A 26,415-nucleotide genomic window follows, 5' to 3' on the forward strand; every position below is an offset into this window, starting at 1 on the left:
GCGGGCGACTCGGACGACCGGCCCCGACCCTGTCCGTACCCGGGCTGAGCTCGGGGACCTTGTCGAAGGTCTCTTCCGGTAGGCACTGCCCGCGGTCACCTTTCACGATCTCCGCCGCCGGGCTCGGTGGACTGGACTGGTGAAGCAACCAGATCCCCCAGCCCGACGGCAGTCCGTGCGCGCGATGCACGCAGCCCGGGGCCGCCGGAAACGTGCGGTCACGGGCGTTCTCACCGACGTCCCAGAGCCCACCGGTGCACGAACGACTTGTCCGTACCGGCGAGGACGCCGATGGCAGCGTCGACGACAGTCTCCTCACCGGCCGGGGCGGTGCCGGCAGTGACGACCGCCGCGACCTCGCGGAACAGCCCACCCAGCCATGCCATATCGGTGACCTCACCCGCCGCCCCTCGGCGCCAAGTTAGGTCATCGCCTTCGCGGCCTCGGCCTGCGGACGACGGCGCCCACCGCGTGCCTGACGGTGAGCAAATGCTGGAGAACGGTGGAACCGATGAAGCCGGTGCCACCGATGAGAAGAGCGCGCACATTCCTTTCGCTCCTCGTCGTCGCTGACCGATACACTCATCGACATTTGCTTACGCAAGCAAATATAGACGCTGGTATGTCGCTGCGGCCCTCTGCGACAACTACACGGGAGCAGGCCTGGAGGTTCGATCCGGCCGGCCCGCCGCCCGGGAGGCTACGGTAGGGAGCGACATTCCGTCGTCACGCGCCAGCAGGGACCGCCATGCCCACGAGCACTCGATTCGCTGTTGCCGTTCACACGCTGGTCGCCCTAGGGGTCAGTGGAGACAAGCCCCTGCGCTCGGAAGATCTGGCGTACTCGGTCAACACCAGCCCGGCGGTCATCCGCGGACTGCTTTCTCGACTGAACGGCGCCGGCCTGACCACCTCTCAACTGGGCGCCGGAGGCGGCGCCCGGCTGGCTCGACCCGCCGAGAGCATCCGACTGCTGGACGTGTATGAGGCGGTCGAAGACGGCGCCTTGGTCGCGGTGCACCGCACGCCACCACAGCAGGACTGCTCGGTCGGCGGCAACATCCTCGGCGCTCTCCAGCCGGTGCTCGACCGCGCCCGCAAGGCGTTCGAAGCGGAACTGGCCGCCGTGACGATCGCCGACCTCGGCGCCGAGGTCGCCCGGCTCGGCAAGTTCACCATGCCCCTCGAGTGGTGAGGGTGACTCTGACCACGGAAACATTCGGGCCGAAATGTAAGTGTGTCACTTACACACTGATATAGTTCGAGCATGCAGGTGCCCGTCCCGGGCTACCCCTCGAACACCGGAGTCATGATGAGCAACCCCACATCGGCCGCGGACCTCCTCAAGCGCAGCCTCGACACGTTCCTCGCCAAGGACATGCGGGGATGGGCCGACCTGTGCGCGGAGGACGTGGTCGCCGAATTCCCGTTCGCCCCGGAGGGTTCCCCGTCGCGCTTCGAAGGCAGGGAAGCCCTCTACGAATACCTGCGCGGCTACCCCGACCTCATCGACGTCAAGGAGATCCCCACGCTCAAGATCTACCCGACGGACGACGAGAACACGGCCATCGCCGAGTGGAGCGTGACCGGATCCGTACTGACCAACGGCAACCCGTACAACATGAGGTACGCGACCTTCGTGACCTTCCGCGACGGTCAGATCATCAACTACCGCGAGTACTGGAACCCGCAGGTGTTCCTGAACGCGCTGAGCGGCCAGAGTTTCTGAGCCCAGACTCTGCCGGTGCCGCCCGAGTGTTCACCCCGGGCGGCACCGCGGTCATTGTGCCGCCGAGCCCGCCGGCTTGCCGGACGATGAGGCGGCTGTTCTGGGGCTCCGCTTCCTGCCCGATCCGGGCCACGTCGGTTGCTGGAAAGGGTACCGCTGGCCGTTCGCTGGTGTCGGCTTGTCCTCCAGCGCGGCCAAGGCGTCCCCCATCATGTGCCGGTGGACTCGGCCGTCCGGATCAGCACCGTCTCGCGATCGGTCACGCTGTTCACTCATTGCGAGAGGCGCCGCGCGAAGTCCGGACGATCGGCTGGAAACGGTAGTGGTCAGACCCGCAGCCGTCGAGCAGATACAGGTGGTGGAGGGCGGCCAAGATCGGGTGGCCTGGTCGGTGCAGACATCCAGCGCAGCGGCCGCCGTCATGATCGGGATGTCGGCTAGTCCAGCGCCGTGAGCAAGCGAAACGCGGCCGCCTCCCGGCACCGGAGCCGTTTGAAACGGCCGCCTGGCCCGTTTCGACCGCCTCGAGGCGGTCGGCGTGGGTGGCCTACGGTGACGTGAATTCCGCGACGAATGCCCGTCCGGCCTCGGCAAGCGGCAGATGTGCCTTGCCTGCGATCCGGTTGGCCATGACGCGCAGGAGCGACGGGTAGCCGCAGGCGTGCGTGCCAAGGCGCTCGACCGTGCGCGATTCGCGCGCGAGGCGCGGCTCGCCGATCTGGCCCGCGAGAAGCGCAGATGACTCAGCCCGACTCAGCAGTCCCACGGTGATCCTGGGGCCCGAAGTTCATGTGGTCAGTCCGATTCCGACGATTGGGCCGCAGGCGATCCGCTGGTTCCGCCGGCCGGCACCCCCAACAGCGCGAAGGCCGCCCGCTCCATCGTCGGAAGGTCGAGGTCGGTCAGCGGGAGTCCGAGCGTGGCGGCGTACTTGGTGGCCCCGACGAACGACCCGAAGACCATGGAGATCAGCATCAGGGGATCCCCCTCGCGCACCACACCGGCGTGCTGCGCGGCACTGATCACCGCCACCAGCCCTGAATGGAGTTCCCGCAACACCGCGGCGGCTTCGGCTCCCAGGTATCCCGCATGCATCTGGAACTCCATGAAGGCGAACAGCGCCGGGTGGTCGGTCGCGAAGGCCACCAACGCGTGCCAGATGTGACGCAGCGCCTGCTCCGGCGGGGCCTCGCGCACCTCGTCGGTCAGCACCGCCCGGATGAGCGCCTGTTTGCCGGCCACGAAGACGGCCTCGCCCAGCGACTCCTTGTTCGGAAAGTACCGGTAGATCGTCCCCACGGCCACATCGGCCCGTTCGGCGATGGACGGGATCGCCGTGCCGCCGAATGTCTTCTCGCTGAACAACTCAAGCGCGGCGAACAGAATCCGCGAGCGGCGGCTGTGCGAGGAGAAGGGCGTCATCGGGGCAACCACGGGCGACATGAATGAATCTTCAGCAGCGACGAGCGGCGTGTCAACGCGCCGATCACCCAGCCCGGGCCGGTCTCCCCGATCGGCCTCGAATCGAAGAGCAAGCGTGTCCGTGAAACTGGCGTCCACCTTCCGCCATACGGAGCCACGACTACAACCACGACGTGATCGCTTTGGCGCGCGGGCGGGTGCTGGTTCGTCGCCGGGCTGGGTGTCGGCTGGGTGTCGGCTGGTCGATCGACGAGTTCGCTGCGACCACGGCCCGCCCGTTCGCCGATCGCTGCGCGGCCCTCGACGAGTTCCTCGATCTGGCCTCGGCTGTGCGGGGTTCCGATCCCGTGACTCTCGACACTCGTCGGTCATTACACGCATCCACGGTTCCGCTGCCCTCACCAGCTGCCGCGCCCAGGGCCGCACCGGCTCTGGTGTCACCGCCGCCTTGCCGGCTCCGCGTCGCTGCCGCCCGGATCGACCCCAAGCCGACCGGCTGCGTGCCGCCAATCCGGCCGGACGAGCCGTCCGGCCTTGCGTTGGGTGGCCCACGGACCGACGGACGGCCACCCAGCTCCATCCTTCGGCGGCCGTCCGTAGTGAGCTGGACCAAATCCGGCAGGTGGCCGAGTTCGGGCGGGATCCGACGCTCATCGGCTGCGTCTTCCAGATCGCATACGGAAGCACCACCGAAGTCCCTGCGGCGGACCGTCAACCTACACCGGCAGTGTCCGTCAACTGGTCGGCGCCGCGGCGGTACCGATCGAGGCCGGGGTCGGGCCACGCCTACATTTGGCTGCCCTACGCCGACGCCGCCCCCAAGTCGCCAGTCGCCGCCGAGGAGATCCGCCAAGCGGTACGGGACGTGGGGGTTGTAGCCGGACGCTGTGGTGCTTCTGACATTGCCCTACTCACGACAAGCCATAACATTGCTTGCAAAAGCAAATGTGAGGTGAGGTATGTCAGACCCATCAACTTCCCGCGTGGCCGTGGTGACCGGCGGCGCCGGCGCCATCGGCGGCGCGATCGTGCGCGAACTGGCCGACCGGGGCCATCGGGTAGTCGTCGTCGACCGCGCTGGCGACATCTCCTGCGACCTCGGCTCGGAACAACAGGTGCGGACGGCTGCCGCAGAGATTCTCGCCGAGTACGGCCGCGTCGACGTGCTCGTCCACGCGGCCGCCGCCACCGATCTGGTGGAACTCGATTCCCTGGACCTGTCGGTGTGGCGGCGGGTTCAGGCGGTCAACGTCGAATCCGCTCTGCTCCTGAGCCAGGCTTTCGTGCCCGGCATGCGGGAGAGGCACTTCGGGCGGATCGTCTTCGTCACGTCCGACACGATCTGGAAGCCTCCGAGCCCCGACCTGCTCGGATACATCGCCAGCAAGGGCGCGCTTACCGCGCTGGCCCGCTCCCTGGCGACTTCCCTCGGCTCGAACGGCGTCACGGTCACCACCGTGGCCCCTGGGCTCACCCGAACCGGCGCGACCGCCTACCAGCCCGACGAGGCATTCGCCGCCGCCCAGGCGACCCAGGCGCTGCCCCGCCCGCTCACCCCGCACGACGTCGCCGCCACCGTCGGCTTCCTGGCGAGCGACGCGGCGGAGGCCCTCACCGGACAGGTGCTGGTCGTCGACGGAGGAACATTGCTGCGCTGAATGGCTTGGGCACAACGGCGGGCCGAACGCCTCTATCAGCACACCAGGTCGTCGGCGGCGGACGCGCCGGTCGGAAGCGGTAACTCGCGGAACTACCCCAGATCCCGGACCTCCGAACCGATCAGCTTCTGCGCCTCGGCGAAGACCGCCGCCGACCGCACCCCCACCACCCGGCGATCCGACTCGGACGCCGCCCGCAGCTCGGCCTCCTTGACCTCGAGATAACGGCCGAGAATGTCGCGGATCTCGTACCGGGCGACGCGCTCCACCAGCGCGCGAAGGCGATGGGTAGCATGCGAGACCGAGGCCAGGGAAGCCTCCCGGGACGCCTGTGACTCCCCCGGCCGGTTCAGCGCGAAAACCGCGTCGCTGAGGTCGATCATGTGATCCTGGATCTCGTACAGATTGGTCCGCTGGTCGGCGGCACGCGCCTGTGCCCGCTCGAACGCGGCCGCCCGGTCCTGTTCCCGGTCCCGGCGCCGATCCGACATCCGCTGACCCGACAGCGTCAGCAGCCCACCAAGAACCAGCGCGACGGCCGAGAACAGCTCACCTTCCCACGACGACACATCCGGCCTTTCGCTCGTGCGAGGCTCCTACCGAGCCACTCACCCATGTACTTCGCGCGGTCGCAAGCCGAGTTCAGCACGCCCCGCCTTCAAGGTCGCGGCGACGCCGCGCAACGGCCGCGAAGCACTGATGTCCGATGCCGTGGGCCCGAGATCGAAGTGCAGCCACAGCTGGTCGGTGGGCCGCCCGGTGGTCGGCGAGGCTTTGCAGGGTGGCGTTCGGGCGGCAGAGGTGGCCGGCGGTGACACGAGATACGGCCGGAGGCTGAGCGAGGCAACCCATGGCAGTAAGCCAGAAGTAGTGGATCTGCCGTTACATCAGCTGGTGGTGCTCGGCCACGGGGCTCAAGTTGTTCACGCGGTTTGGCCGCGAACAGGCGGACAGGCTTGTGCCACTCGAAGTAGCCGGGGCGGTCCCCCGGACCAGACGGGCATCGACCGACTCCCACAGCATGACCTGGGCTGAGCAGGCTTCTTCAGGGCCGCCACATTTGCCGCCGACGACACAGTGATGTGGTGTCCCCGCTGCAGCGGCAAAAGACGCGGGTAGGTCGCGGCACGGACGCCGACGATGGCCCGGCAAGCGGCCGCCGGTCCCAACGTTTGGATGATAGCTTCCATCGGCCTCGGGCTCGGCGGTTGCCCGGTCCCGCCGAGCTAGAAGGTGAGGTGGGCCCGCGCCTGCCCTGGCCAGGAAGTTCGGTCGAGAACAGGCGAGGCCCCGCTGCAGCCCGCAGTGCCGACGGCCGACAGCGGCTGGTCATAATGGTGCGGCAGCTGGCGGTCGGGGCAGCAGGTCCGCCACCTGTGGCGCGTCCCGGACGTTGTTGATCACGATCAACGTCAGCCCGCCGTCCAGCAGCGTGCGGTAGAAGCCGGCCAGGGCTGCCGCCCGGGCGGCACGCGCGCCTGGGTGATCGCCAATCCCTCCCGCTGCGGGTCGGCGGAATCTTCGAGACGATCGACACGTTATCGTTTCGGCGTGAGCCTTGCCCCGTTGAATGCCGATGAAGAACGACTGTGGCGATCCCTGCTCCGGATCGTCGCGACGCTACCGCGTCTTCTCGATGAGGACTTGGTGCGGTCGACCGGGGTGTCGCTCTCCGAGTACGTCACCCTGATGAACCTCTCCGAGGCCGAGGACCAGGAGATGCGACTGACCGAGCTGGCACTGGCCGCCGGCCTGTCGCTGAGCCGCATCAGCCGCTTGGTCGAGGACATGCGGGTCCGCGGCCTGGTCACCAAGCGCCGCGCCGCGGCCGACACCCGCGGATTCATCGCGACCCTGACGCCGGCCGGACTCGAACGTCTGCGGGACGCCTACCCGACCAACCTGGCCAGTGCCCGCCGCCGCGTACTCGATCACGTGGCTCCCCGAGCGGTCAGCGGGAGCGGTCAAGTTCTTGCCGCGATCGCCGAGGGCATGGACGACGACTCTGACGACATCTGACCCGAGGATGCGGGCGGATGCAAGCTAAGCCGGGTGTCCCCTCGCCCAGACCGGGTGGTGTTTCATGGTCGCCGACCAACGATCACGCCACCACAGTTCGGCTTCATCTCCCAAACCAGCAGTTGAAACTGCGACGACCACAGTGACGCGCCGACCGCCGACTCCCGTCGCGCACAGCCAGGGCTCCGACACCTCCGACGTTGACGCTGCCACGGACGACGAGCGCGTGTGGGAAGGGAGCGTCCGGAAGCACGGACATGCCAGCGCCAGCCTTTCGCCGTGCAGCGCGGCACGCCGGTTCCCGATGGGAATCGCCGCGCCGTTCCGGTGGACCCCGCGCCCGGAGCGGGGCCGATGAGCTTGTCGGCAAACCACGCCGGGACCAGCTATAGCTGTTCGTAACCCGGTCGGAGATTCGGTGTGTCGGCACCACCCACATCTGAACAAGCGGCACGGCTCGTCACCGGCGATCGTCGAACGGGGTCAGACCGGGAAAGTAACGCCGGTCAGTCGCTCCGCTGCGCTCCATACGTCCCGCTGAAGCGCGGCGTCGTGGGAACGCCCGCTCGACGAGGCGAGCACCGGGTGGCCCCGAAACCCGCCCCGCTGCCCCGGCCCGTAGTACTGGCCACCAGATACCGCCGGATCGGTGGCCGCACGCAGCACCGGCAACGCTCCCATCGCCGGTGTCTGATTTGCCCACAATTCGTACGCCCGGACCAGCCACCGCAGAGCCGCGGGTGAGTTCCGGGCTAGCTGGGTGCGGGTGATACCCGGATGGGCGGCGACCGCGATCGTGCCTACGCCCGCCGCCGCCAGCCGCCGGTGCAGCTCGTAGGTGAACAGCAGATCCGCCAGCTTCGAGTCCGCGTACGCGCGGATCCGGCGGTAGGGGTGAGGGGACAGTGAATCCCCCACGCTGATCCCCGAGTTGCGGTGAAAGAGACTGCTGACGGTGACGACCCGCGACCCTGGCGCTTCGACCAGGTGGTCGAGCAACAAGCCGGTCAGGGCGTACGGCCCGAAGTAGTTGACCGCCAGTTGCAGTTCCAGCCCGTCCTCGGTGGTCTGCTGCGGCGTGAACATCACCCCGGCGTTGTTGATCAACATATCGATCCGCCGGTGCCGCGCCCGCAACGCACCGGCGGCGTCGCGGACCGACCGTAACGACGCCAGGTCGAGCCGCTGCACCGTGACGTCGGCGCCGGCTCGCAGCGCCCTGATCCGATCCGCCACCGCGTGGCCCTTGTTGATGTCGCGGACAGCCAGCACCACGGAAGCGCCCCGCACCGCCAGCGCGGTCGCGACCTCCCGCCCGATGCCGCTGGTGGCTCCGGTGACGACGGCCACCTTCGCGCTCAGGTCAGGGACGTCCTGAACAGTCCATCGGGCCGCTTCCACGTTGGGCTCCCATCTCGGGGTGTCGATCGGTTTCCCCGCATACGTCGGCCCGCGGCGCACATGGTTCAAACGGTGATGTCACATCGCTACGAATGACCTCAGGTAGCTCGGCCTGAACTCCGAGTGATCCTCACCGACGACTTCTGCGAACCGGCGCACGATCGCCCGACGCGCCACTGGGATGTCAGTGCGATGCCGGTGAAAGCCCCACCGGTCGGCAAGTGCTGCGACCTACGTTCGGTCATGCGCATCCGAGCGCAATTTCCATGGGCAAGGCGCCACCCGTGCCCCCATGTTTCCGGTTTCCTACCAGGTGGTTTCTCGAATGCTCCAGCAAGCGACGACCGGCATCACCCTGCCCGCCGGCGGCCCTTTCGCCCCGACCGGCAACGCTCGCCATGTGCGCATGCACCATCTCCACCAGACGCACTCGCGTCCGCTGCTGCGCTTCATCCGCACCCTCACGCGCAGCGAACCGGGAGCTGCTGAAGACCTGCTCCAGGAGACCATGCTGCGTGCCTGGCGGAACATTCACATGATCCCCAGCGAGACGGAGAATGCGCGCCGATGGCTGTTCACGGTCGCGCGACGAACCGCGATCGACTCGCTCCGGATGCGGAACACCCGGCCGGTCGAGATCGGTATGCCGGACATGACGACGAAGCCCACCACCGACGACGCCATCGACATGGCGCTCGCCACGCACGAGCTGCGGCGCGCTTACGCCGCGCTGAGCGAGGCGCATCGCGTCGTGCTGACTGAGATTTATCTGCGCGGGCGGACCGCGGACGAGCTTTCCGTCGAGCTCGGTGTTCCGGTCGGTACGGTGAAATCGCGAGCCCACTACGCCGTCCGGGCGCTGCGTACCGCGGTGTTGAGTGTGAGTGACAGGTGACGGAACGCGGATCCGTTGCGGGAAAACAGGCCCCGGAACGGCCTCACGGCCGGCCCGTGGCGGACGCGCCGTCGCTGCCGGAGCCGTCACAGCAGCCGTCAACAGTGAGCACTGGGGCTTGCAGGTCAAGGCGACAAATCGTGGCGAGAACGCGGACGCCGACCAGCGCACGGTGTCTCGCTCACGGCGAGCCGGCCGGGCGGGTTCCGCGGTGGCTGGCCGCGTTCGGAGTGCTGGCAGCGGTACAGATGATCGTGTTCGTCGCCGTCGCCGGGGCGCTGCGGCCCGGGTACGACGCGAACCGTCATTGGATCAGCCAGTTGTCGCTCGGCCCCGGCGGGTGGGCCGGTGCGCTGAATCTGGCGACCGTCGGGATCTGGCTGTTCCTGGCAGGACTGGGCCTGCGGTCACAGGTGAGTCGGTGGGGCTTCCGGCTCTTGCTCGGTTGCGGGGTGGACCTGGTCCTGATCGCGCTGTTCCGCACCGACGCCGGCATCGGATATCCGCCGGGCCTGCCAGCGGAGCACAGCCTGCACGGCCTGGTTCACAAGGTTCTCTCTCTAGGACTGGCCGGTGCCGGAATCGGCGGAGTGATCGCACTCCGCACCGCGCTGCCCTTTCGCCGGTCACCGGTGGCCGGCCTCGTCACTGCGGCGCTGATGGCCGTGGCGTTCGCCGCGGGGGCCGTCCTGGTGTCGTTGGACGCGAACGGCGTACTCAGCGGAAGCCCGAGTGGTCTGTTCGAGAGAGTGGCCCTGTTCGCTGGGCTGGGCTGGATCGGTGCGGTCAGCGGATGGGCTGCATGGGGTTCTTCCGGCCGTCGTCCCGCCGCAGCGTCGCCCACGGATCGGCCTGAGCCAGCGCGTACAGCAGGCGTAGCACGGGATGCAGCCCGAGATGGAGCCGGGCCGTGAGCCACGACCGCGGATAGGCGCAGGGCGAGGCGACATCGCGATGCATCCGATAGCTTCGCTCACCCATCAAGGCGTATCGGCGGAAGTCTCGGAACCGGTTGGCGATACGGCGAGCCGACGTGAACACCCGCAGACCTGGCACGAAGGCGATACGCCCGCCCGCACCGTACAGGTGGATACCGCGGTCGATGTCCTCATGCACGTCCGGCCGGGCGCACAGCGACTCTCTCACTCGGCACCATCCGTCCGCGCGGATCGCCATGTTGGCGCCGAACAACCAGTCGATCCGCCGCCGGCTCCACGCTCGCCGGAACAGCGTGTCGACCCAGCCAAGCAGTGGCGCCAGGCGAACGTCGTAGTAGCGCACCGAGCCGGTCACAGCATCGATGGATGGGTCGGCGAACTCCTCGCGGACACAGCGGGACCAATCCGGCGGCAGGCGTGTGTCGGCGTCGATGCGCCCGATGACATCTCCGGTCGCCGCGTCGAACCCGGTGTTCCGGGCGTACTGCACTCCTTGCCGCTGCTCCATCAGCACCTGGATCCGGTCCGCGTACGAGTCCAGGATCCGCCTGGTTCCGTCGGTGCAGTTGTTGTCCACGACGATGATCTCGTGCACCCGCTCGTTCTGGCCGAGGATCGCGTCCAGGCATGGACCGATGAACCGTTCCTCGTTGTAGACCGGTATGACGATGGACAGGCGCACATGTTGGAGCGTCACTGCCTTTACGTCGCACGGGGATCGGGCAAGTTCAACGAGCGGTGCCGTGGCCCGTCCGTGACGATGGTGTTGCCCGGTACGGGTCGAGAGCCTTCTTGTCTGGCTTACCGTTCGGCGTAAGGGGTACGGCGTCAACAAATGTCACTGTCTGTGGGACGGCTTTCGGGCCGAGCCGGTCGCGGACGAGTGCACGGAGTTCCTCGACCGGTGGCACCTGCCCCGGCTCCGGCACCACGAACGCGTGGACGGCCTCACCGCTGTCCTCGTCCGGTCGACCGATCACGTAAGCTTCCGCTACCGCCCGGTGGGATGCGAGCGCGCGCTCGATCGGCCCGGCGTACACCAGCTCCGCCTGTACGATGATCACGTCGCGCGCTCGGCCGGACAGCCGGAGGTATCCGTCCAGGCGGATCTCGGCGAGGTCGCGGGTTCGCACCCAGCCGTCGACGAACACCTCGGCCGACTCGGCCGGGTCGTCCCAATAGAACTGAGCCTGAGCGGGTGTACGCACGAAAAGCTCACCCCCGCGGACCTCGACGGCTACGCCAGGCGGCGGCTGGCCGACCGATGACAGCAGGTCCGGCCGGGCGGTCAGCTCGGCAGGTGTGATCATGGCGATCGGACCAGTCTCGGTCTGGCCGTACTCGTGGAAGATCACGGGACCGAGCACCTCGAGCGCCTCGGCCAGTCGACGTGGTTCGAGGGGAGATCCGCTGACCATCAACGCTCGCAACCGGCTGAGGTCCTCCGGCCGCTCGCGTTGAGCCCGGACCAGTTGGTGAAGCCGGCCCACCGTGATGACACCGGCCGTGGCCTGCAGCCGGGAAAGCGCCTCCGGGTAGATGGGCGGATCAGCCGCCACCAGGACGCCACCGGCCGTCAGCGCTAGCACCGAGTACTCGAGCATCACGGCGCTCGACAGCGAGCCGAACACCAGGAATCGGCCGAGCCCACTTGCGATCTCGCGAATCGCCGGCGGCCATCGGTCGGGGTACGCGTTCCAGCCCTGGCTTATCGCCGCGTACGTCCGGCAGCAGCCCTTTGGCTGACCGGTGCTGCCACTGGTGTAGAGGATCCACGCGACGGCCGCCGGCCGGCCAGCGGCCGTCAACGGCAGTCCGTCGTCCGGCGAGGTCAACAAGCCGGTCAAAGAGGACTCGTCGATCAGGCGGCCACCCGAAGTGGACAGCACGTGTTCGAGCTGATCGGCACGCACTCCGGTGACGCGGGCTCCGACGGCGAACGCCGCGACGATCACAGCGAACGCCTCCGGGCTGACACCCAGGTGCAATACGACACCGTCGCCCGGGCCGACACCGCCCGCGCGGAGCCCGGCCGCGACGCGACGGATCATCGCTGTCATCTCGTCCCCGGACACGATCCGGTCGCCGAGCTCGAACAGCGGTTCGGTACCGCGTGCGACAATCGTGTCGAGCAGCGGTTGGGGCCAGATCGCGTCGCGCATCCGGGCGGTCCTTTCAAGGTGGCCTTGCGCCAGCTGGCGCTTCACGGGATGGTGCCGAGTTGATAGCCCAGGCCGTGAACGGTTCGGACGATCTTCCGGCCGAGCTTGCGGCGCAGGTAGTAGACGTAGGTTCCGACGATCGACGCGGCGGTTGCGTCGCCGAAGACACTCCTGCGCAACTCGGCCCGGGTGTGTACGGCGTGCGGGCGCAGGGCCAGGGTCCGGAGAAGGGCGAACTCGCGCTCCGACAAGGGGATTCGGCGGCCGTCGGGCCAGACCACGTCGCGCACCGCGAGTTCGAGGTAGCCGTCACCGATGCGGACGGCTTCGGCCGAGCCGGTAGCCCGGCGGTGGAGGGCGCGGACGGCGGCGACCAGTTCCGCCGTCTCGAACGGCTTACAGAGGTAGGCGTCCGCGCCGGCGTCGAGAACGGCGATGCGGTCCTCCACCACGACGATGTCGGTAAGGACCAGGATCCGGCTGGGCACAGTCCGGGACCGGAGGCGAGTCACCACCTGGATACCGTCCAGCGCGGGCAGTTTACGGTCGATGATCATTAGGTCGTACTGCCTGGTCAGCCCGAGATGCAAGCCGCTGTGCCCGTCGCCGGCCTGGTCCGCCTGGTAGCCCTCGCGGGCCAGGCAAGCAACTAGACGGCGCCGCAGGTCTTCGTCGGCCTCGATCAGCAGGAGCCGGGAGGGGGCCGGGAGGGCGGGCGGCGTCACGCCGACCGAGGGGGCCGAGCGTCCGAACGGGATGAGGTCCCGGCGCTGGTTCAATGTCACCGCGGTCTCCTGGCGCCGAACGGCGCCGAACGCACGTTTTGGGTGGAGAAATGGCGCACGACTTCCGGCCGGGCCAGTCGCCCGGCTGCGGGCAGGCCGCTGGGTGCGGTCCCGCGATCGCCGTATCCGACGATCGCGGGAATTCTCCCGGCCGGTGCCGCCCGTTCAGAACGGGAACTGGCGCTGTTTGCTCGTGGAGTTGATCCAGATCACGTCGGTGAAGTCGGCGATGCTGTCCGGACCGGTCCGTCCCCATCCGCTGTCCCGGACGCCTCCCATCGGCGCGTGGATCTCGTCGTTGACGGTCGGCGAGTTGACGTTGACGATGCCGGCCAGGATCCGTGGGGCAAGCTCGAAGCCCTTGTAGGCGTCGCCGGTGAGGATCGAGGACGTCAGACCGTACATGGTGCGGTTAGCAACGTCGACCGCCTCGTCCGCGGTGTCGACCGGCTCGACGATCACCAGGGGGCCGAAGGTCTCCACGTTGGAGGCGACGGCGTCGTAGGACACGTCGGTGAGCACGGTCGGCTGGTAGACCCGGCCCTCGTGGGTGCCCCCGGTTCGCACCACCGCGCCGTGAGCGACGGCGTCCTTGACCCGATCGTCCATCAGCATGACCGCGGCGTCAGTCACCAGCGGGCCGATGATCGTGCGTGGGTCGAGCGGGTCGCCGGCCGGAAGGGTCTTGACCCGTTCGACGAACTTCTCCATGAACTCGTCATAGATGCCCCGCTGGACGATGATCTTGCGGGTATTGAGGCAGATCTGGCCCTGATGGAAGAACGCGCCGAACGTGGCCATTTTGACCGCGTAGTCGACATCGACGTCATCGAGAATGATCATCGGGTTGTAGCCGCCGAGTTCCAGGACGGTCCGCTTGAGGGTCTCCCCTGCCCGCTTGGCCAGCATCTTGGCGGTTTGGACCCCGCCGATCAGGTTGATGACGCGCACGTCGGGACTCGCGAAGAACTCGTCGCCGATCGGCGCCGCGCCCCCCGGGCGATGGGTGACGACGTTGATGACCCCTGGCGGAAAGCCTGCCTCCTCGGCGATCTCCGCGACGATGAGCCCGGCGGAGATCGGAGCGAATTCCGACGGCTTCACCACCACGGTGTTCCCCGCTGCGATCGGCGACAGGACCGCTCGCCAGGAGAGGATGTTCGCGCCATTCCAGGGCGTGAAACTGGCCACGACACCGAGCGGACGGCGGACACCGATCGAGTGCGTGTCGGGCAAGTTGGATTGGATGACCTCACCCTTCGGCAGGAACACCCAGCTCGCGGCCTGTTCGAGGGTCGCGGCGACCAGGTCCTGCTGAAAAGTCGAGAAGGGCAGAGTGCTGCCGGTCTCCCGGGCGAGGATTTCGGCGATCTCGTCGCGACGGCGCCGGACGATCTCAGCGGCTTTGAAGAAGAGCTTGGCCTTCTCTGACGGCGGCATGGCCGCCCAACTCGGGAAGGCCGCGGCCGCCGCGGCGATGGCCGCCCGGGCATCCTCGGCGGAGGCGTCGGCGACGCGCGCGTAGAGATGCCCGCTGTACGGCTCATAGTCGTCGAACAGCGCTCCGCCGGATGCCTCCAGCCATTGCCCCCCGGCGTAGTAGCGATAGCTGCGAGCGGCCGCGGGAGCGACGATGTCGTCCTCGGACACAGTTGTGGTCATGGTCTTCTCCCCTGCTGTCATCAACGTCGACGACGCGTGCTTGGCAACGAAAATCTAATCTCATCGACTTGCTTACGCAAGCAATATTGGTCACTCTGTCGCCACAGCAAGGAGCGGGATGCAACACAGCCCCACGCTCCCGGAGGGCAGCCCCGCTTCTCCCGCCCAGAAGGCCCCGGCGGCCCCGCGGAGGATGCGGGCTGCAGCTTCCCCAGGACGGCAGGTGAGCGTTCAAACGGCCGGTCAGTGACAAACTCCGCGTCGTGGCGGGCCGGCGTACATGGCCACAGCTTGGCAACGAACCCACGCGCTGCGCTTGTCGTCCCGTGCGACGGAAAGCTCGGTGTCCCGAGTCATCGGCCCGGACCGCTGCAGCGAGACCTCTCGCCGAGGAGGTCTCTCACTACCGCCACGCGACGGGGCGCGGCCTCGCTCAGCTTGAGCACGCCGGGGACTGTGGTCAGCTGCGCCTCGATCACGAACGGAGGCCGGACAATCGACAGCTGGATGTGATCCAAGCACGCCCGTCGCCGGGTGAGCACGAACACCTCTTCAACATTCACTTGCTTGCGCAAGCATTGCCTTGTACTTTGAAGATCCGGGGTCACGTGGAAGGAGCGGTCGCATTGTCCGACGAAACGATCCCCGCCGACACGAACCAGTAACCGTGCGCCGCCATCAAGGCGACCTCTCGAAAGGCTCTCTCTCATGAACGTCTTCCTGTGGATCCTCGCCGGCCTGCTCGCCGTCGTCATGCTCGCGTCCGGCGTGCAGAAGCTCATCAGATCCAAGGCAGATCTTGCCGCGTCTGGTCAAGGCTGGGTGGACGACTTCCCGGAGGGAGCGGTCAAGGCGATCGGGGCTGTAGAGGTTCTCGCGGCCATCGGGCTGATCGCTCCGGCCTTGTTCGACATCGCACCCGTCCTCGTCCCACTCGCCGCCTCCGGCGTCGTCCTGGTGATGGTCGGCGCCGTGATAACGCACGCACGTCGCCGGGAGTGGACCAACATCATCGTCAACGTGGTCCTGCTGGCGATAGCTCTGACCATCGCCGTCCTTCGGTTCGGACCCCAGAGCTTCTGAACAAGCTCCATACAAGTCCCCCCGACGCGGCAGGGTCACCCGTCCTTGCGGTGCCGGTCACCGCCCGAGCGGGCACGCCTTATCGCCATGACCACGATTGCGCCTCTCTGACCCTCGCCGGGGCATTCGTACTGCCAGACCAGCATTTTGTCGGCGTTGTCTATCCACCGCGGAGCACGCACCCGCAATCGACACAGGAGCACACCATGGGCATCGAAGAACTCTTGCCGCGAGACGTCGCGGACCTACCCGACTACGCACCGATCCCGGAGTCCGAACTCGGGCCGGCTCTCAACGCGAATGGCTATCACGTCGGCCAGGTCCACGGAAATCTCTACTACGTCACCGAAGGCGTCTACCAGGCGCCGTTCCTGGTGACGCCCGAAGGCGTGGTGCTCATCGACGCCCCGCCGACCATAGGTCACAACATCCAACGCGGCATCGACGACGTGGCGCGCCAACTAGGTCTGCCCAACAAGGTCACGCACTTCATCTATTCGCACAACCACACCGACCACGCGGGCGCTACAGCCTTGTTCGGCGACGACCTGGTACGTATCGGCCATCGCGAGACCCGCAACCTCCTGCTGCGCGCCAACGACCCGAACCGGCCGGCCCCGCACGAGGTGTTCGACAGCGAGTTGTCCCTGACCGTCGGCGGTGAACGGCTGGAACTGGCATGGCACGGAACCAACCACAGCCCGGACAACATCTTCATCAACCTGCCGGAACACGACACACTGGTCGTGATCGACGTGGTTCTGCCCGGCTGGGCCCCGTTCGCCAACTTCAACCTGCACGAGGACGTGCAAGGGGCCATGGCCGCCGCCAAGAAGATCAATGAATACCATTACTCGCATCTGATCGCCGGTCACCTCGGGCGCATCGCCACGCCCGTCGACGTCCGGATCCAGCAGCAGTACAACGCGGACCTTGAGGAAAGCGTCAAGACCGCGCTGTCGACGACCGATCCCACACCGTTCTTCGTCCGCTACAGCGCGAACCCGTGGGCAGGCTCACGGCACTACCTCGAGGCAGTCGCCGCAGCAGCGGCCCGCCCGATCGTCGAGAAGTACACCGGTGTCCTGGCCGGCGTAGACGTCTTCGCCCTCACGAGCGCTTTCCAGATGATGCAGTCGAACCGGCTCGACATCGGCTTCGGCTCGTACATCCACCCATGACCGGATCGGCTCCGGTGACCAGGTAAGCGGCACGGTCGAGCCGTCGACGCCGGGCGGGAGCGTTGGCGGACGCGTCGCCCTGGACGCGGCCCGCCGTTGTCCCGCAACGCCAGCGCCGCCATCCGGCTCGACCGATTGTCCATTTTCCGGCAACTCTCAGCAGAGGTCGACGCGTCATGTTCGCTGCGACCGCCCATACCCATCGCGCAGCGAAATGTCTCCGCTGAACGGGCTGGTTCGGCGCCTGGACCATCAATCCAGCGGGACGGAGTTCGCGCCGTCCGAACGTGGGTGGCCCAGGAACCGCGATGGAGGTCGACGTCTTGTGCAGCGGGGTGACGACCAAGTGTGGTCTGAACCACCTTGCAGACCCCCTTCCCTCACTCCATAATTTGCTTGCGAAAGCAAGCTCACGAAGGGTTACACCATGACCAACATCGGCATCATCCTCGGCAGCACCCGCCCTGGCCGGAACGGAGAGGCCGTTGCACGATGGGTGCAGTCGGTCGCGTCCGAGCGCACTGACGCTCGATACGAGCTGGTCGACCTGCTCGACTACAACCTGCCCCACCTCGACGAGGCCATTCCCGCGTCGGCCGGTCAGTACAGCCAGCCGCACACGCAGCGGTGGGCGGAGAAGATCGCATCATTCGACGGGTTCGTCGTCGTGACGCCGGAGTACAACCACTCCACGTCAGGCGCACTGAAGAACGCGATCGACTTCCTCTTCGCCGAGTGGAACAACAAGGCCGTCGGCTTCGTCAGCTACGGCGCAAACGGCGGCACGCGGGCGGTCGAGCACCTTCGCCTGATCGCCGGCGAACTGATGATGGCGGACGTGCGTGCGCAGCTGGCGCTGAGCCTCATCACGGACTTCGAGAACTTCAGCACGTTCGTCCCGAACGAATACCACAAGCAGAGCCTGGGCACGGTCCTCGACCAGGTCGTCGCGTGGAGCACCTCGCTGAGCCACCTTCGCGCTCCGGTCAGCGCCTGACAACACAGCCACTCCACACGCCGGAGACCGGGACCGACCCGCGCCCAGAGCGGGACAGGCCCGGTCTTCGGCCGCTGCGATGACGGGCCAGACAGAGCTAGATCAGGTGGTGCCTTTAGCCGGACGGCGGCGAAGTCTCGGCTACACGCGTTCCGACTGCTCGTCGGTGTCGGTGACAATCGGCTGTCTCAGCAAAGTTTGTGGCGCCCGCACAGTCTCGGCTCGCGCCGATCCGGCACGATCGGTCGCGCGCCGCGCGACGGAACGTCCTGTTCAGGTATTGGAATGGCGTGCATCGATCGCGATCTCGGGGGCGGCAGGTTCCTCCAGGCGTGGCAAACTCGCCGCACCAGAGACCAGCAACAGATTGAGGCGACCGTCGCGGTCGAGGCCCTTGCCAGCAGGCCTATACGGGCGGCGAACCGAGTTCAGCGACATTCCACTCCACCTCGAGGTCACCGCGAACGGCCTGCTGGACTTGCACGGGATACCGCCGGCACCCACAGCAGGAAGGCGACATACAGCTTCAGGACATCGCCGGACCTACGCGGTCAGCAGAACCGAACGAGTTCTGCGCAGTATCCATCACGGGTCATGCCCACACGGCGAGAAACGTCGCTGAGCCTCCCGGTGAAGGAAGCTCAATTAGGCTTGCCCGCGCAAGCATGTTTAGGAGGAATCGTGGAACTCGGACTGGCGATCGCCGACTTCACCTGGCCCGGTGGCAATGCGCGGATCGGCGACACCCTGCATCGCCTGGCGAGTTCAGCCGAGGAGGCTGGGTTCTCCCGTATCACGGTGATGGATCATCTCTGGCAGGCACCCGTCGTCGGCGCGCCCGAACGCGAAATGCTCGAGGCGTACACGACACTCGGCTTCCTGGCCGCGGCTACCCAGCGAGTCCAGCTGCTCACCCTGGTAACTGCGACGACCTACCGCGACCCGGGCCTACTGGCAAAAATGATCACTACGTTAGACGTGTTGTCGGGCGGAAGAGCTTGGCTCGGCATCGGCATCGGGGCCGGATTTAATGTCGGTGAGGCGTCTGGCCTCGGCCTGCCTTTCCCCGCCACGGCGGAACGGTTCGAACGACTCGAGGAGACCTTGCGCATCTGCCACCAGATGTTCCGCGGCGATCAGAGTCCCTTCCGGGGGAAGCACTACTCGCTGGGCCGTACGCTGAACTCCCCGGCACCGATTCGCAGGCCGCCGATTCTTGTGGCCGGTTCCGGGGAACGCAAGACGCTGAGGCTGGTCGCGCAGTATGCCGACGCCTGCAACCTCTTCGCCGGCCCTGACATCGAACGCAAGCTGAACATCCTGCGACGCTACTGCGTGGAGGCCGGGCGCGATTACGACGCCATCGAGAAGACGGTGCTGCTGCCGCTCGACCCTGGCCCCGGCGGCCGCGGTATCAACCGGTTACTCGCCACTCTGCAATACTTCGCCGATCTCGGTGTGGACACCGTTTACGGGCCGGTCCCCGGCGTTCACTCACCAGAGGTAATGGAACTGTTGCGCGCTCACGTCATCCCAGCCACCAACGAGATGGGTCAGCGCCGCGACCGCTCGGCAAAGTTGGGGTAGCGCGCCCGCCGACGTCGCGCTGGACTGCGCTCAGGCGGGCCAGGTGGCGGCCACTTCTGCTATCCGACGCGACACTCCCCCGCCTTCTTATGGACGATCTCATCGCCCCAGGGAGTCGCTCGCTGACCGAGTACGCCCATCCATGCACCTATCGGACTCCGGCGACCGGCCGATGCGCCTGACAGATCTCGCGAACGTGGTCGACCAGCCTGTAGTCAGTCAGACGGACCGAGCGATGAAAAGCTTGCGCGGTCGGCCTGATGTCCACGCGGCGCGCTTCGAAGACAGCTAAAACATCGCGACGGTCATCCCGGCCGACATGGACAACTTGAGAGGCGGCGGCCCGACCACGTGCTGAGGCAACTGGGCCGGCGGCCAGACTACGGCGAGACATTCCCGAATGTGTGGGACTTACTTACGGCTCGTCGGTCGCTTACGGGCCCGTCGGCAGGACCGCCACCGAGTTGCTGCTGAAATACGATGCGGTGAGAATCGCAGTTCGTGACCGGGATAAACGCCGAGCTCGGCCGAGGAGGCTCGGCGCCTCGACGAACCAAGAACGCCGACATGCTTCAGCATTTGCCGGGCGTGGCAGCTCGAGCTCCCGCCCGCGCTGCCACGCCCTGACAGACTGAGCAGGTAAAGTGACGTTCCTCGGGTCGGCCCGCCGTCTCACTTCATCGCGCCCCCTCGCACGTCGACCCTGGTTCGGTCTCCGGGTGGACCGGCTACCCCACGGAACGACGGCCACCGGTCCACCCGACACATCGTGCGGCCCGCACGCGGCGGCCACGGTATGCGGGGTTCATTGACCGGTCCGGTCGTCCCTAACTGGCGATCACCGCCCCGAAAGCCAATTCGGCACCGCCAGGCAGCCAGGCGTAAGGCGTCAGGCCGCCTTGGAGGCGGCCGACATCTCACGGCGCAGTACGGGCAACACTTCCGCGCCGGCAAGATCGATCATGTCGTGGACCGTCTTTTCGGGAACTCCGCCGGCGTCCATCCCGAACAACTGGCGTCGGTACGGTCCGAAGCTGTCGCGGAACGTCATGACGTGTTCGACGATCTGCGCCGGGCTGCCGACGCACAGACCCGTGGAGCGGGCCGCTTCTTCCAGCGGGCCGGAACTGCTCAACACCGGATGGGAATAGTAGTAGGGGGCGTACTCCTGGAAGGCGTCCTGCGACCTCGGACGCACGTACATGGCACCGCCGGCACCGACGATGGCATCTTCCGGACGGCCCTGACCGTGCTCGGCCCATCGGCTGCGGTAGTACTCGACGTACTTGGCGAAGTAGTCGATGGTCATGAACAGGTTATTGACGAAGAACCCGTCGCCGTAGCGCGCGGCCTGTTCCGCGATCTGCGGACTGCGGATCGAGCCGTGCCAGACGAAGGGCGGAGTCCCGTTCATCGGTCGCGGAACAGCGGTGAATCCTTCGAGCGGCGTCCGGAATTGTCCCTCCCACGTGACGACCTCTTCGTCCCACAGGCGACGCAATAGAGCGTAGTTCTCGACTGCCAAGGGGATTCCGTGTTCGATCTCCTGCCCAAACCATGGGTAGACCTGGGCAGTGTTGCCGCGCCCCAACATGAGGTCCACCCGTCCTCCGGACAGATGCTGGACCGTCGCGAACTCTTCAGCGATACGGACGGGATCGTTTGTGGTGATCAGGGTCGTCGAGGTCGACAGGACGATGCGTGAAGTCCGGGCGGCGATGAACGACAGGATCGCGGCGTCGGCGCTGGAGACGAACGGCGGGTTGTGATGTTCGCCGATGGCGAAGACGTCGAAGCCGGCCTCCTCGGCATGCACGGCGATCCGGGCGATCGCGTGGAGCCGTTCGTTCTCGCTGACGGTCCTGCCTGTCATCGCATCGGCCGTGAGATCCCCGACACCGAAGATTCCGAACTCCATCACACTCTCCTAGTTTGCTTGCGTAAGCAAGTGTAGCGTGTAGTCGGCGGTCGCCGTTGTCAAGCACAGGAGAGTGGTCATGTCTGTCTCGTCGAGTCCGTTAGCGGGCGCTGCCGTGCCGTGGTGGGAAACCATCCTTACGTCCTATCCGAGCACGGTGGCGCTCGTGGCCTCCCGGACGGCCGCAGGGGAACCGGTGGGCATGCTGGTCAGCAGCTTCGTCGCAGTTTCGCAGACGCCTCCGATGATCGGCTTCCTGGCGGCCACTCAGTCGTCGAGTTACGCAGCTATCTCGGCCGTTGGTCGGCTCACGGTGAGCATCCCCGCCCTGGACCAGCGGCCGGTCATCCGCAGTTTCGGACGCAAGACCGCTGATCGTTTCGCGTCGTCCGATTTCATCGCATCACACAACGGCCTGCCGCGCCTGAGTGAGGGCGTCGCGTGGATGGACGCCACCATCATCGACGAACGCACCTACGGGGACCACGTCCTCGTCATCGCGGCCGTGGACGCATTCGGAACCGGCCGTCGCAGCGAACCGCTCATGTACCGGCACGGCGGTTACGGCGGATTCGCCGCGCCGGCCGCCTGAACAGCCACGACATCCGCCGCAGGTCACCGGTACTTCAGAAGCGCGGCGGGCTCACCGCCCTGCTCCGTTTCTTTGGGCGTGCGCTGCCATTTTACAAACGTCCCAATGGCACGCAAACCGAGTCACCGAGATGTAGTGGCGATCCCTACTCCCCCAAGGGGACGACGGCCAACCGACCGAGCTTCCTCGTGAACCCGATCGGCGAGGCGCCAAGATCATTAGATCGGTCCCCGACGGCAACGACGGAGATGATTGCCACCGTGATCGCCGCCTCGACGCTCCATCAAAAACCGGCTTGTCCCGGCGCCAGCAAGCGGAAGCGTTGTCGCCTACCGGAGGAAGTCGGGTCCGCGCGGGCCGAAGTCCTGCGAGGCGAGCCGGGCGAGCAGCTGCGCCGGCTTGAGAGAGCCGTGTTGATCCAGGGCTCCGATCTGCGCGGCGCCAGCTTTTCGCCCGCTCTGTGCTGGCCCCGAGGACCGACACCCGGCGTCGCAGGCAACAAGCGTTGATCCGCGCCCCAAGTGCATAGGGTGTGCATCATCACCGACGGTTCTGCGCTGCCCGAGAGTGCGACGGCAGTCCGGAAACGCCGCGCCCTAACGGTAGCCTTTCCGGCCCGTACGCATGGCGGTTTATGCATCCGTTCAAGGCAGCTGGGCGAAGCGGCGCAGACAGCGCGAGAGGGGTCGACGCGGTGGTGGCGGCCATGATCAGGCAGACGATAGGCTGTTCAAACCGATCACGCTGCTACGGTAGCCGGCTGACGAAGCACGGAGAGCGCAGAACTCCAAGCTACAACTTCGTCCAAAAGGTTATTGAGCTGTGGCAGCTGGTAGGAACCTGGTTTGAAAACGCTGTAGTTTTCGAAATCGGTGTTAAGAGCCAGGGTAACCTGCTGGCGCACGTCAGCCATTTTGAGTTCGCCCGCAACCAAGCGTAGATGTTCAACGGCGCGGGCACCGCCTACGACGCCGTAAGACACGAAACCAACCGCCTTGTTGTTCCATTCAGCAAACAAATAGTCGATCGCGTTCTTCAGAACACCAGAGGTGCCGTGGTTGTATTCGGGAGTGACAATCACGAAGCCGTCAAAAGATGCGATCTTTGCAGCCCAGCTCTTGGTGTGGTCGTTCTGGTACTGACCCATGGACGGCGGTATCGGCTCGTCGAGGTGCGGCAGGGGATAGTCGCGGAGATCGACCAGCTCGTACTCGGCATCGCCGCGCTCTGTAGCGTTCTGGTGGACCCAGCTAGCAACCTGCTCGCCGTTGCGGTTCGGACGAGTGCTGCCAAGAATGATGCCGATGCGAGCCATAGACCGCTCCAGTCACGTAGTCGTTGACGAGTCCCGAGGCGCGACGTTACGGGCCCATCGTTGCAGCGATCGGACTTTCCAGAATCTCACGTCGCCGCCAAACGGCCGGAATCGACTTCAGGACGATGATGTTTGCGCGGTGAGCATGCCGTGTCGACCGTGTGGGTAGAGCAGGGACGGCATAACCTGTCCCTTGCCGAGGCGTAGACGTCAGACACGCAGGCGGATCTCAAGGGCACTCGCGTCGGCGCAGGTGCAAAAGCGTCACCTTTCGCCATACCTGTCCACTACTCGGGCCTCGCAGTCCACCCCTGCCGAGGGACAGGCCGCGATCGCGGCGCCCTTCCCGACCATGCCTTGATCGCGCGGAGCAGGAGCTGCCGATATCTGGGAGCCTGCATGTTGCGATCGACACGACCATCGGCGGTTCATAGCCTGCCGCACGACTCGTAGCCAGCAACCCGAGCGACACCATCGTCTACCGAACCTGCGGTATCGATTGGACGCTAACCAACGTGCAGGCCGTGGGAGACGGCATTACCGGCGCCCCGGGGTAACCAGCGCGTACCGCGAGCCCCGCGACGGCAACGAACATCCCGGCCCTTTTGCGACGTTGCTTCGGCCGCTGACCACCCGAGGACGCCGGCTCACGCCCACCGCCTGTTACGGGGCATTCGTTTAGCACGCAACTCGCTCGTTCCGGTTTGGGCAGGCCAGACCGACGTGCATCCAGTTGCCAGAGAGATGTCATTGAACGCACGTAGCTTTGCAGCCGGCGGTGTGTTCACTGACGTACTGACAACATTTCAACGAAGCCAAGGCGTGTACATGTCATACCATCCGATACCGTGCTCGACCATTACATCGGCGTGGCCGACAGAGCGGTAGTCGACCACTTCCCGATAGCCGTATAGGTGAAAATTCACCCACGGCAGTGGTCGACTTTGGGGTCGAGCAGAAGGAGTCTCATGTCCTTATTTGGAACTTCTACTGCCGATTCCTCGATCAGTTCGCGCAGTCCCGCCACTTGTGGCATACCAGCGTGAACACGGAGGGCACAGTGCGTGCAACCCTGGGTGCAGCTCAGCGTGCAGTCATTGGCGGCGCCAGTGTGGTATTCGGCGTCAAGGCAGCTCTTCTCGACACCAATGATCGGACTATGTAGCTCGAGAACGAGTTTCACTGTGGCACCGGCGATCTGATGTTCGTGCGCTTGCGTCGAGTGACACCGCCAGGCCGACGCGCGCATACGGTCGAGCCCGGGTTATCTAAAGTTTCAATCACAGAAGGAGATATCAGTGCTGGCAGCTGACAGCAAGGCCGTGGTTTTGCAGTACGCAGGAGTAATGGCTGAGCGCCGCTTCGACGAGCTGTACAAATACATGCCGGAGAAGGTCCACTTCAACGACGTTGAGATTTCACGTGACCGCTTCGTGACGCAGTTCAGTGAGCAGCTCGCGGGTTTTCCTGACTGGACCTTCGAGCCATTGCATATCGTCACAGAGGGCGAATTTGTCGTTGCGCATCTGCGTTCGACCGGAACACACAAAGGCCGTTTCATGGGGATCGAGCCGACCGGCAAGTCGATCGCCGTGACGGAGTTCTCGATGTACCGTGTGGTTGACGAGAAGATCGTTGCAGTGTGGGTTCTTTTTGACGCCCTCTCTCTTACTCAGCAGCTGGCTTGAGCCAAAGAGGTCGCTACCGTTTAGCGGCACTCGGCCAACGCTGGCTCGCTCTGGCCTTTCCACGCCATGCTCCGCGAGATATGGGCAGATTCCTAAGTGATTGTGGAGAGCTTCTCGCGTAGGCGCCGTGGCGCCGTGACCGAGACGGTCGGGTCGGGCGGGGTGTCGCGGTGTCATCGCGCCGCGGCTACCCGCCTGACCTGAGTGACGCCCAGCGCGGCCTGGTCAACGACCTGCCTGAGCCGAATGGCCGGCCGGAGCAACGTCGAGTTCGTGCGAAACCCGCCGATCAGCGCCGCTTCGCGGTACAGCCGCAGCTCCCGGTCGTGGACAGGCCGCGGGGCATGGCCGACCGCCGACCACGCCGGGCGTGACTACGAACGCCAGCCGGAGGTCGCCGAGGCCCTGATCCGCTGGCCGTTATCGCCAAATCGCCCGGCGGATCACCCTCGGAAAGTTGCTGGGTCCCAGCACCGTTGTACCTCCACGTGGCCCTGACCTAATCTTCCATACTCACTGATAACCGATCCACCGATGTAGCCGTGTGCAATGACTTCCGTGGTGCTGCGACAAGAGGGACGGCAAGCCCCGATGAATGCGGGTAATGGCCACGCAGCAGAGGGCGCTGGGCACCACCGTCTATGAGCCCCTGCAGTAACTTCTCCACCGTTCGGCCGTATTGGGCCGGCTCCCCGTTGAGACCGACAGGTTCCGGCTTTCGCAGAGCCGCAGCGAATCTCGACCGACAAGGCTCCGCCGGTGGTTGAGGCCGTCCCGCAGTGATCGACTGGGACGGCTCTTGGACATGAGCTCCCCTGTGAGCAGCAGGTGGTGCAGGAACCGGCTCAAGCCCGGGCATGCTGAGGACGCGTGGTGTGCACCAAGCTCCGCCACTCCACGTCCGCCGGTTCCCTCCGGCCGCGTATTCGTCAGCGTGTACGTCAGCGCCGCGATCGGCCGCCAGACGGCGTGCTCGGTCAGGTACGGCAGGTCGACGAGCGGGTCTAGTTAGAAGGCGGCCAATGCCTCGCCCCCGGTGACGAGCATCACCGGGCTTGCGTGTACGGCCCGGCGCCACGCTCATCACGACGATGTGGTCCTTGCTCAGCGCGACGCAGGGCAGCGCAGTCAACGCATCCGTGAAGGTCTGAGTCGGGCGCCGAGCAAACTTCGCGTGGCGCTCGGGTTTGCCGCCATGCGCGAGGTCCAGGCTGTCGAGTGCAGTCGGCGGACAGGGCGTTCGTTGCGCCGACATGCACGAGAGCCCTGGCCCGGCCCGACCTCTTCAGGACTTCAGCGGCCGCCCGCACCTACTTCTTCCGTGCCTAGGTCACAGCGGGCGGCATCGTTGCGATCCAGGACAACGACTCGATAACCGAGGTC

The 26,415-nt window shown here is 66.2% G+C and carries 23 protein-coding genes and 1 pseudogene; 12 read left to right on the plus strand and 12 right to left on the minus strand.

Annotation, left to right across the window (positions count from 1 at the left end; all coding sequences use genetic code 11):
• Positions 1-230: 230 nt before the first annotated feature.
• Positions 231-386: a hypothetical protein gene (locus Ato02nite_RS23955; protein WP_213008842.1), complete on the minus strand. Its 156-nt coding sequence runs from the start codon at positions 384-386 to the stop codon at positions 231-233.
• A gap of 362 nt (positions 387-748) precedes the next feature.
• On the opposite strand from Ato02nite_RS23955, the gene Ato02nite_RS23960 reads away from it, so the two are divergent.
• Positions 749-1,195: an Rrf2 family transcriptional regulator gene (locus Ato02nite_RS23960; RefSeq protein ID WP_213008843.1), complete on the plus strand. Its 447-nt coding sequence runs from the start codon at positions 749-751 to the stop codon at positions 1,193-1,195.
• Positions 1,196-1,267: 72 nt separating this feature from the next.
• The gene (locus Ato02nite_RS23965; RefSeq protein ID WP_213008844.1) at positions 1,268-1,729 is read left to right on the plus strand and encodes a nuclear transport factor 2 family protein; all 462 of its coding nucleotides are present in this window, start codon (positions 1,268-1,270) and stop codon (positions 1,727-1,729) included.
• A 547-nt stretch (positions 1,730-2,276) separates the two neighbouring features.
• Here the strand turns inward: Ato02nite_RS23965 and Ato02nite_RS23970 are convergent.
• Together Ato02nite_RS23970 and Ato02nite_RS23975 are read right to left on the minus strand one after the other, a co-directional pair.
• Positions 2,277-2,495, minus strand: a complete 219-nt coding sequence (locus Ato02nite_RS23970) for a hypothetical protein (RefSeq protein ID WP_213008845.1) — start codon at positions 2,493-2,495, stop codon at positions 2,277-2,279.
• A gap of 29 nt (positions 2,496-2,524) precedes the next feature.
• Positions 2,525-3,289 (minus strand): TetR/AcrR family transcriptional regulator, encoded by a 765-nt coding sequence (locus tag Ato02nite_RS23975; RefSeq protein ID WP_213008846.1) that lies wholly within the window; start codon positions 3,287-3,289, stop codon positions 2,525-2,527.
• Positions 3,290-4,134: 845 nt separating this feature from the next.
• Here Ato02nite_RS23975 and Ato02nite_RS23980 point away from each other — a divergent pair.
• The gene (locus Ato02nite_RS23980) at positions 4,135-4,809 is read left to right on the plus strand and encodes an SDR family NAD(P)-dependent oxidoreductase (RefSeq protein WP_213008847.1); all 675 of its coding nucleotides are present in this window, start codon (positions 4,135-4,137) and stop codon (positions 4,807-4,809) included.
• A gap of 92 nt (positions 4,810-4,901) precedes the next feature.
• Here the strand turns inward: Ato02nite_RS23980 and Ato02nite_RS23985 are convergent, their stop codons facing one another.
• Positions 4,902-5,378 carry a hypothetical protein gene (locus tag Ato02nite_RS23985; RefSeq protein WP_213008848.1) on the minus strand — a complete coding sequence of 159 codons (477 nt, stop codon included), beginning with the start codon at positions 5,376-5,378 and terminating at the stop codon, positions 4,902-4,904.
• Between the two features lie 982 nt (positions 5,379-6,360).
• Between Ato02nite_RS23985 and Ato02nite_RS23990 the strand changes: the two genes are divergently transcribed.
• The gene (locus Ato02nite_RS23990; RefSeq protein ID WP_213008849.1) at positions 6,361-6,828 is read left to right on the plus strand and encodes a MarR family winged helix-turn-helix transcriptional regulator; all 468 of its coding nucleotides are present in this window, start codon (positions 6,361-6,363) and stop codon (positions 6,826-6,828) included.
• A gap of 483 nt (positions 6,829-7,311) precedes the next feature.
• Here the strand turns inward: Ato02nite_RS23990 and Ato02nite_RS23995 are convergent, their stop codons facing one another.
• Positions 7,312-8,229, minus strand: coding sequence for an oxidoreductase (locus Ato02nite_RS23995; RefSeq protein WP_213008850.1), 918 nt, complete (start codon positions 8,227-8,229; stop codon positions 7,312-7,314).
• A gap of 292 nt (positions 8,230-8,521) precedes the next feature.
• On the opposite strand from Ato02nite_RS23995, the gene Ato02nite_RS24000 reads away from it, so the two are divergent.
• Together Ato02nite_RS24000 and Ato02nite_RS53055 are read left to right on the plus strand one after the other, a co-directional pair.
• A complete protein-coding gene (locus tag Ato02nite_RS24000; protein WP_213008851.1) occupies positions 8,522-9,124 on the plus strand; it encodes a sigma-70 family RNA polymerase sigma factor in 603 nt (200 codons plus the stop codon).
• A 230-nt stretch (positions 9,125-9,354) separates the two neighbouring features.
• On the plus strand, positions 9,355-10,038 hold the full coding sequence (locus tag Ato02nite_RS53055; protein ID WP_498371285.1) for a DUF998 domain-containing protein: 684 nt from the start codon (positions 9,355-9,357) through the stop codon (positions 10,036-10,038).
• A gap of 70 nt (positions 10,039-10,108) precedes the next feature.
• Here Ato02nite_RS53055 and Ato02nite_RS24005 read toward each other — a convergent pair.
• The 4 genes and pseudogenes from Ato02nite_RS24005 to Ato02nite_RS24020 all read right to left on the minus strand — a co-directional run.
• Positions 10,109-10,759: pseudogene (locus tag Ato02nite_RS24005) on the minus strand (glycosyltransferase family 2 protein); the annotation flags it as partial.
• Positions 10,760-10,790: 31 nt separating this feature from the next.
• On the minus strand, positions 10,791-12,224 hold the full coding sequence (locus Ato02nite_RS24010) for a class I adenylate-forming enzyme family protein (protein ID WP_213008853.1): 1,434 nt from the start codon (positions 12,222-12,224) through the stop codon (positions 10,791-10,793).
• Between the two features lie 41 nt (positions 12,225-12,265).
• On the minus strand, positions 12,266-13,009 hold the full coding sequence (locus Ato02nite_RS24015; protein WP_246607356.1) for a response regulator transcription factor: 744 nt from the start codon (positions 13,007-13,009) through the stop codon (positions 12,266-12,268).
• A 165-nt stretch (positions 13,010-13,174) separates the two neighbouring features.
• A complete protein-coding gene (locus Ato02nite_RS24020; protein WP_213008854.1) occupies positions 13,175-14,671 on the minus strand; it encodes an aldehyde dehydrogenase family protein in 1,497 nt (498 codons plus the stop codon).
• Between the two features lie 708 nt (positions 14,672-15,379).
• Between Ato02nite_RS24020 and Ato02nite_RS24025 the strand changes: the two genes are divergently transcribed.
• From Ato02nite_RS24025 to Ato02nite_RS24035, 3 genes are all read left to right on the plus strand, one after another.
• Entirely contained in the window at positions 15,380-15,754 is a 375-nt protein-coding gene (locus Ato02nite_RS24025; RefSeq protein WP_213008855.1) for a DoxX family protein, read from the plus strand.
• 206 nt (positions 15,755-15,960) lie between these two features.
• Complete coding sequence (locus tag Ato02nite_RS24030; protein ID WP_213008856.1) at positions 15,961-16,935, plus strand: MBL fold metallo-hydrolase; 975 nt, start codon at positions 15,961-15,963, stop codon at positions 16,933-16,935.
• A gap of 427 nt (positions 16,936-17,362) precedes the next feature.
• Positions 17,363-17,932 (plus strand): NADPH-dependent FMN reductase, encoded by a 570-nt coding sequence (locus Ato02nite_RS24035; protein WP_213008857.1) that lies wholly within the window; start codon positions 17,363-17,365, stop codon positions 17,930-17,932.
• A gap of 273 nt (positions 17,933-18,205) precedes the next feature.
• Here Ato02nite_RS24035 and Ato02nite_RS24040 read toward each other — a convergent pair whose 3' ends face one another.
• Positions 18,206-18,370: a hypothetical protein gene (locus Ato02nite_RS24040; protein ID WP_213008858.1), complete on the minus strand. Its 165-nt coding sequence runs from the start codon at positions 18,368-18,370 to the stop codon at positions 18,206-18,208.
• A 243-nt stretch (positions 18,371-18,613) separates the two neighbouring features.
• Between Ato02nite_RS24040 and Ato02nite_RS24045 the strand changes: the two genes are divergently transcribed.
• Entirely contained in the window at positions 18,614-19,519 is a 906-nt protein-coding gene (locus Ato02nite_RS24045; RefSeq protein WP_213008859.1) for an LLM class F420-dependent oxidoreductase, read from the plus strand.
• Positions 19,520-20,408: 889 nt separating this feature from the next.
• Here the strand turns inward: Ato02nite_RS24045 and Ato02nite_RS24050 are convergent.
• A complete protein-coding gene (locus tag Ato02nite_RS24050; RefSeq protein WP_213008860.1) occupies positions 20,409-21,437 on the minus strand; it encodes a CE1758 family FMN-dependent luciferase-like monooxygenase in 1,029 nt (342 codons plus the stop codon).
• A 79-nt stretch (positions 21,438-21,516) separates the two neighbouring features.
• Between Ato02nite_RS24050 and Ato02nite_RS24055 the strand changes: the two genes are divergently transcribed.
• Entirely contained in the window at positions 21,517-22,029 is a 513-nt protein-coding gene (locus Ato02nite_RS24055; RefSeq protein WP_213008861.1) for a flavin reductase family protein, read from the plus strand.
• Between the two features lie 739 nt (positions 22,030-22,768).
• Here Ato02nite_RS24055 and Ato02nite_RS24060 read toward each other — a convergent pair.
• Positions 22,769-23,344, minus strand: coding sequence for an NADPH-dependent FMN reductase (locus tag Ato02nite_RS24060; RefSeq protein WP_213008862.1), 576 nt, complete (start codon positions 23,342-23,344; stop codon positions 22,769-22,771).
• Between the two features lie 1,298 nt (positions 23,345-24,642).
• On the opposite strand from Ato02nite_RS24060, the gene Ato02nite_RS24065 reads away from it, so the two are divergent.
• A complete protein-coding gene (locus Ato02nite_RS24065) occupies positions 24,643-25,032 on the plus strand; it encodes an ester cyclase (protein WP_213008863.1) in 390 nt (129 codons plus the stop codon).
• The last annotated feature ends 1,383 nt before the right edge of the window (positions 25,033-26,415 follow it).

Source organism: Paractinoplanes toevensis (genome assembly GCF_018332695.1).
GTDB classification, from domain to species: Bacteria; Actinomycetota; Actinomycetes; order Mycobacteriales; family Micromonosporaceae; genus Actinoplanes; species Actinoplanes toevensis.

Coding starts and splice junctions, on each gene's coding strand:
- Ato02nite_RS24020 (WP_213008854.1), bottom strand. CDS start 14,671: ATGACCACAACTGTGTCCGAGGACGACATCGTCGCTCCCGCGGCCGCT.
- Ato02nite_RS23965 (WP_213008844.1), top strand. CDS start 1,268: ATGCAGGTGCCCGTCCCGGGCTACCCCTCGAACACCGGAGTCATGATG.
- Ato02nite_RS24040 (WP_213008858.1), bottom strand. CDS start 18,370: ATGTCGCTGAACTCGGTTCGCCGCCCGTATAGGCCTGCTGGCAAGGGC.
- Ato02nite_RS24035 (WP_213008857.1), top strand. CDS start 17,363: ATGACCAACATCGGCATCATCCTCGGCAGCACCCGCCCTGGCCGGAAC.
- Ato02nite_RS24050 (WP_213008860.1), bottom strand. CDS start 21,437: ATGGAGTTCGGAATCTTCGGTGTCGGGGATCTCACGGCCGATGCGATG.
- Ato02nite_RS24030 (WP_213008856.1), top strand. CDS start 15,961: ATGGGCATCGAAGAACTCTTGCCGCGAGACGTCGCGGACCTACCCGAC.
- Ato02nite_RS24010 (WP_213008853.1), bottom strand. CDS start 12,224: ATGCGCGACGCGATCTGGCCCCAACCGCTGCTCGACACGATTGTCGCA.
- Ato02nite_RS23960 (WP_213008843.1), top strand. CDS start 749: ATGCCCACGAGCACTCGATTCGCTGTTGCCGTTCACACGCTGGTCGCC.
- Ato02nite_RS24055 (WP_213008861.1), top strand. CDS start 21,517: ATGTCTGTCTCGTCGAGTCCGTTAGCGGGCGCTGCCGTGCCGTGGTGG.
- Ato02nite_RS24025 (WP_213008855.1), top strand. CDS start 15,380: ATGAACGTCTTCCTGTGGATCCTCGCCGGCCTGCTCGCCGTCGTCATG.
- Ato02nite_RS24000 (WP_213008851.1), top strand. CDS start 8,522: ATGTTTCCGGTTTCCTACCAGGTGGTTTCTCGAATGCTCCAGCAAGCG.
- Ato02nite_RS24060 (WP_213008862.1), bottom strand. CDS start 23,344: ATGGCTCGCATCGGCATCATTCTTGGCAGCACTCGTCCGAACCGCAAC.
- Ato02nite_RS23955 (WP_213008842.1), bottom strand. CDS start 386: ATGGCATGGCTGGGTGGGCTGTTCCGCGAGGTCGCGGCGGTCGTCACT.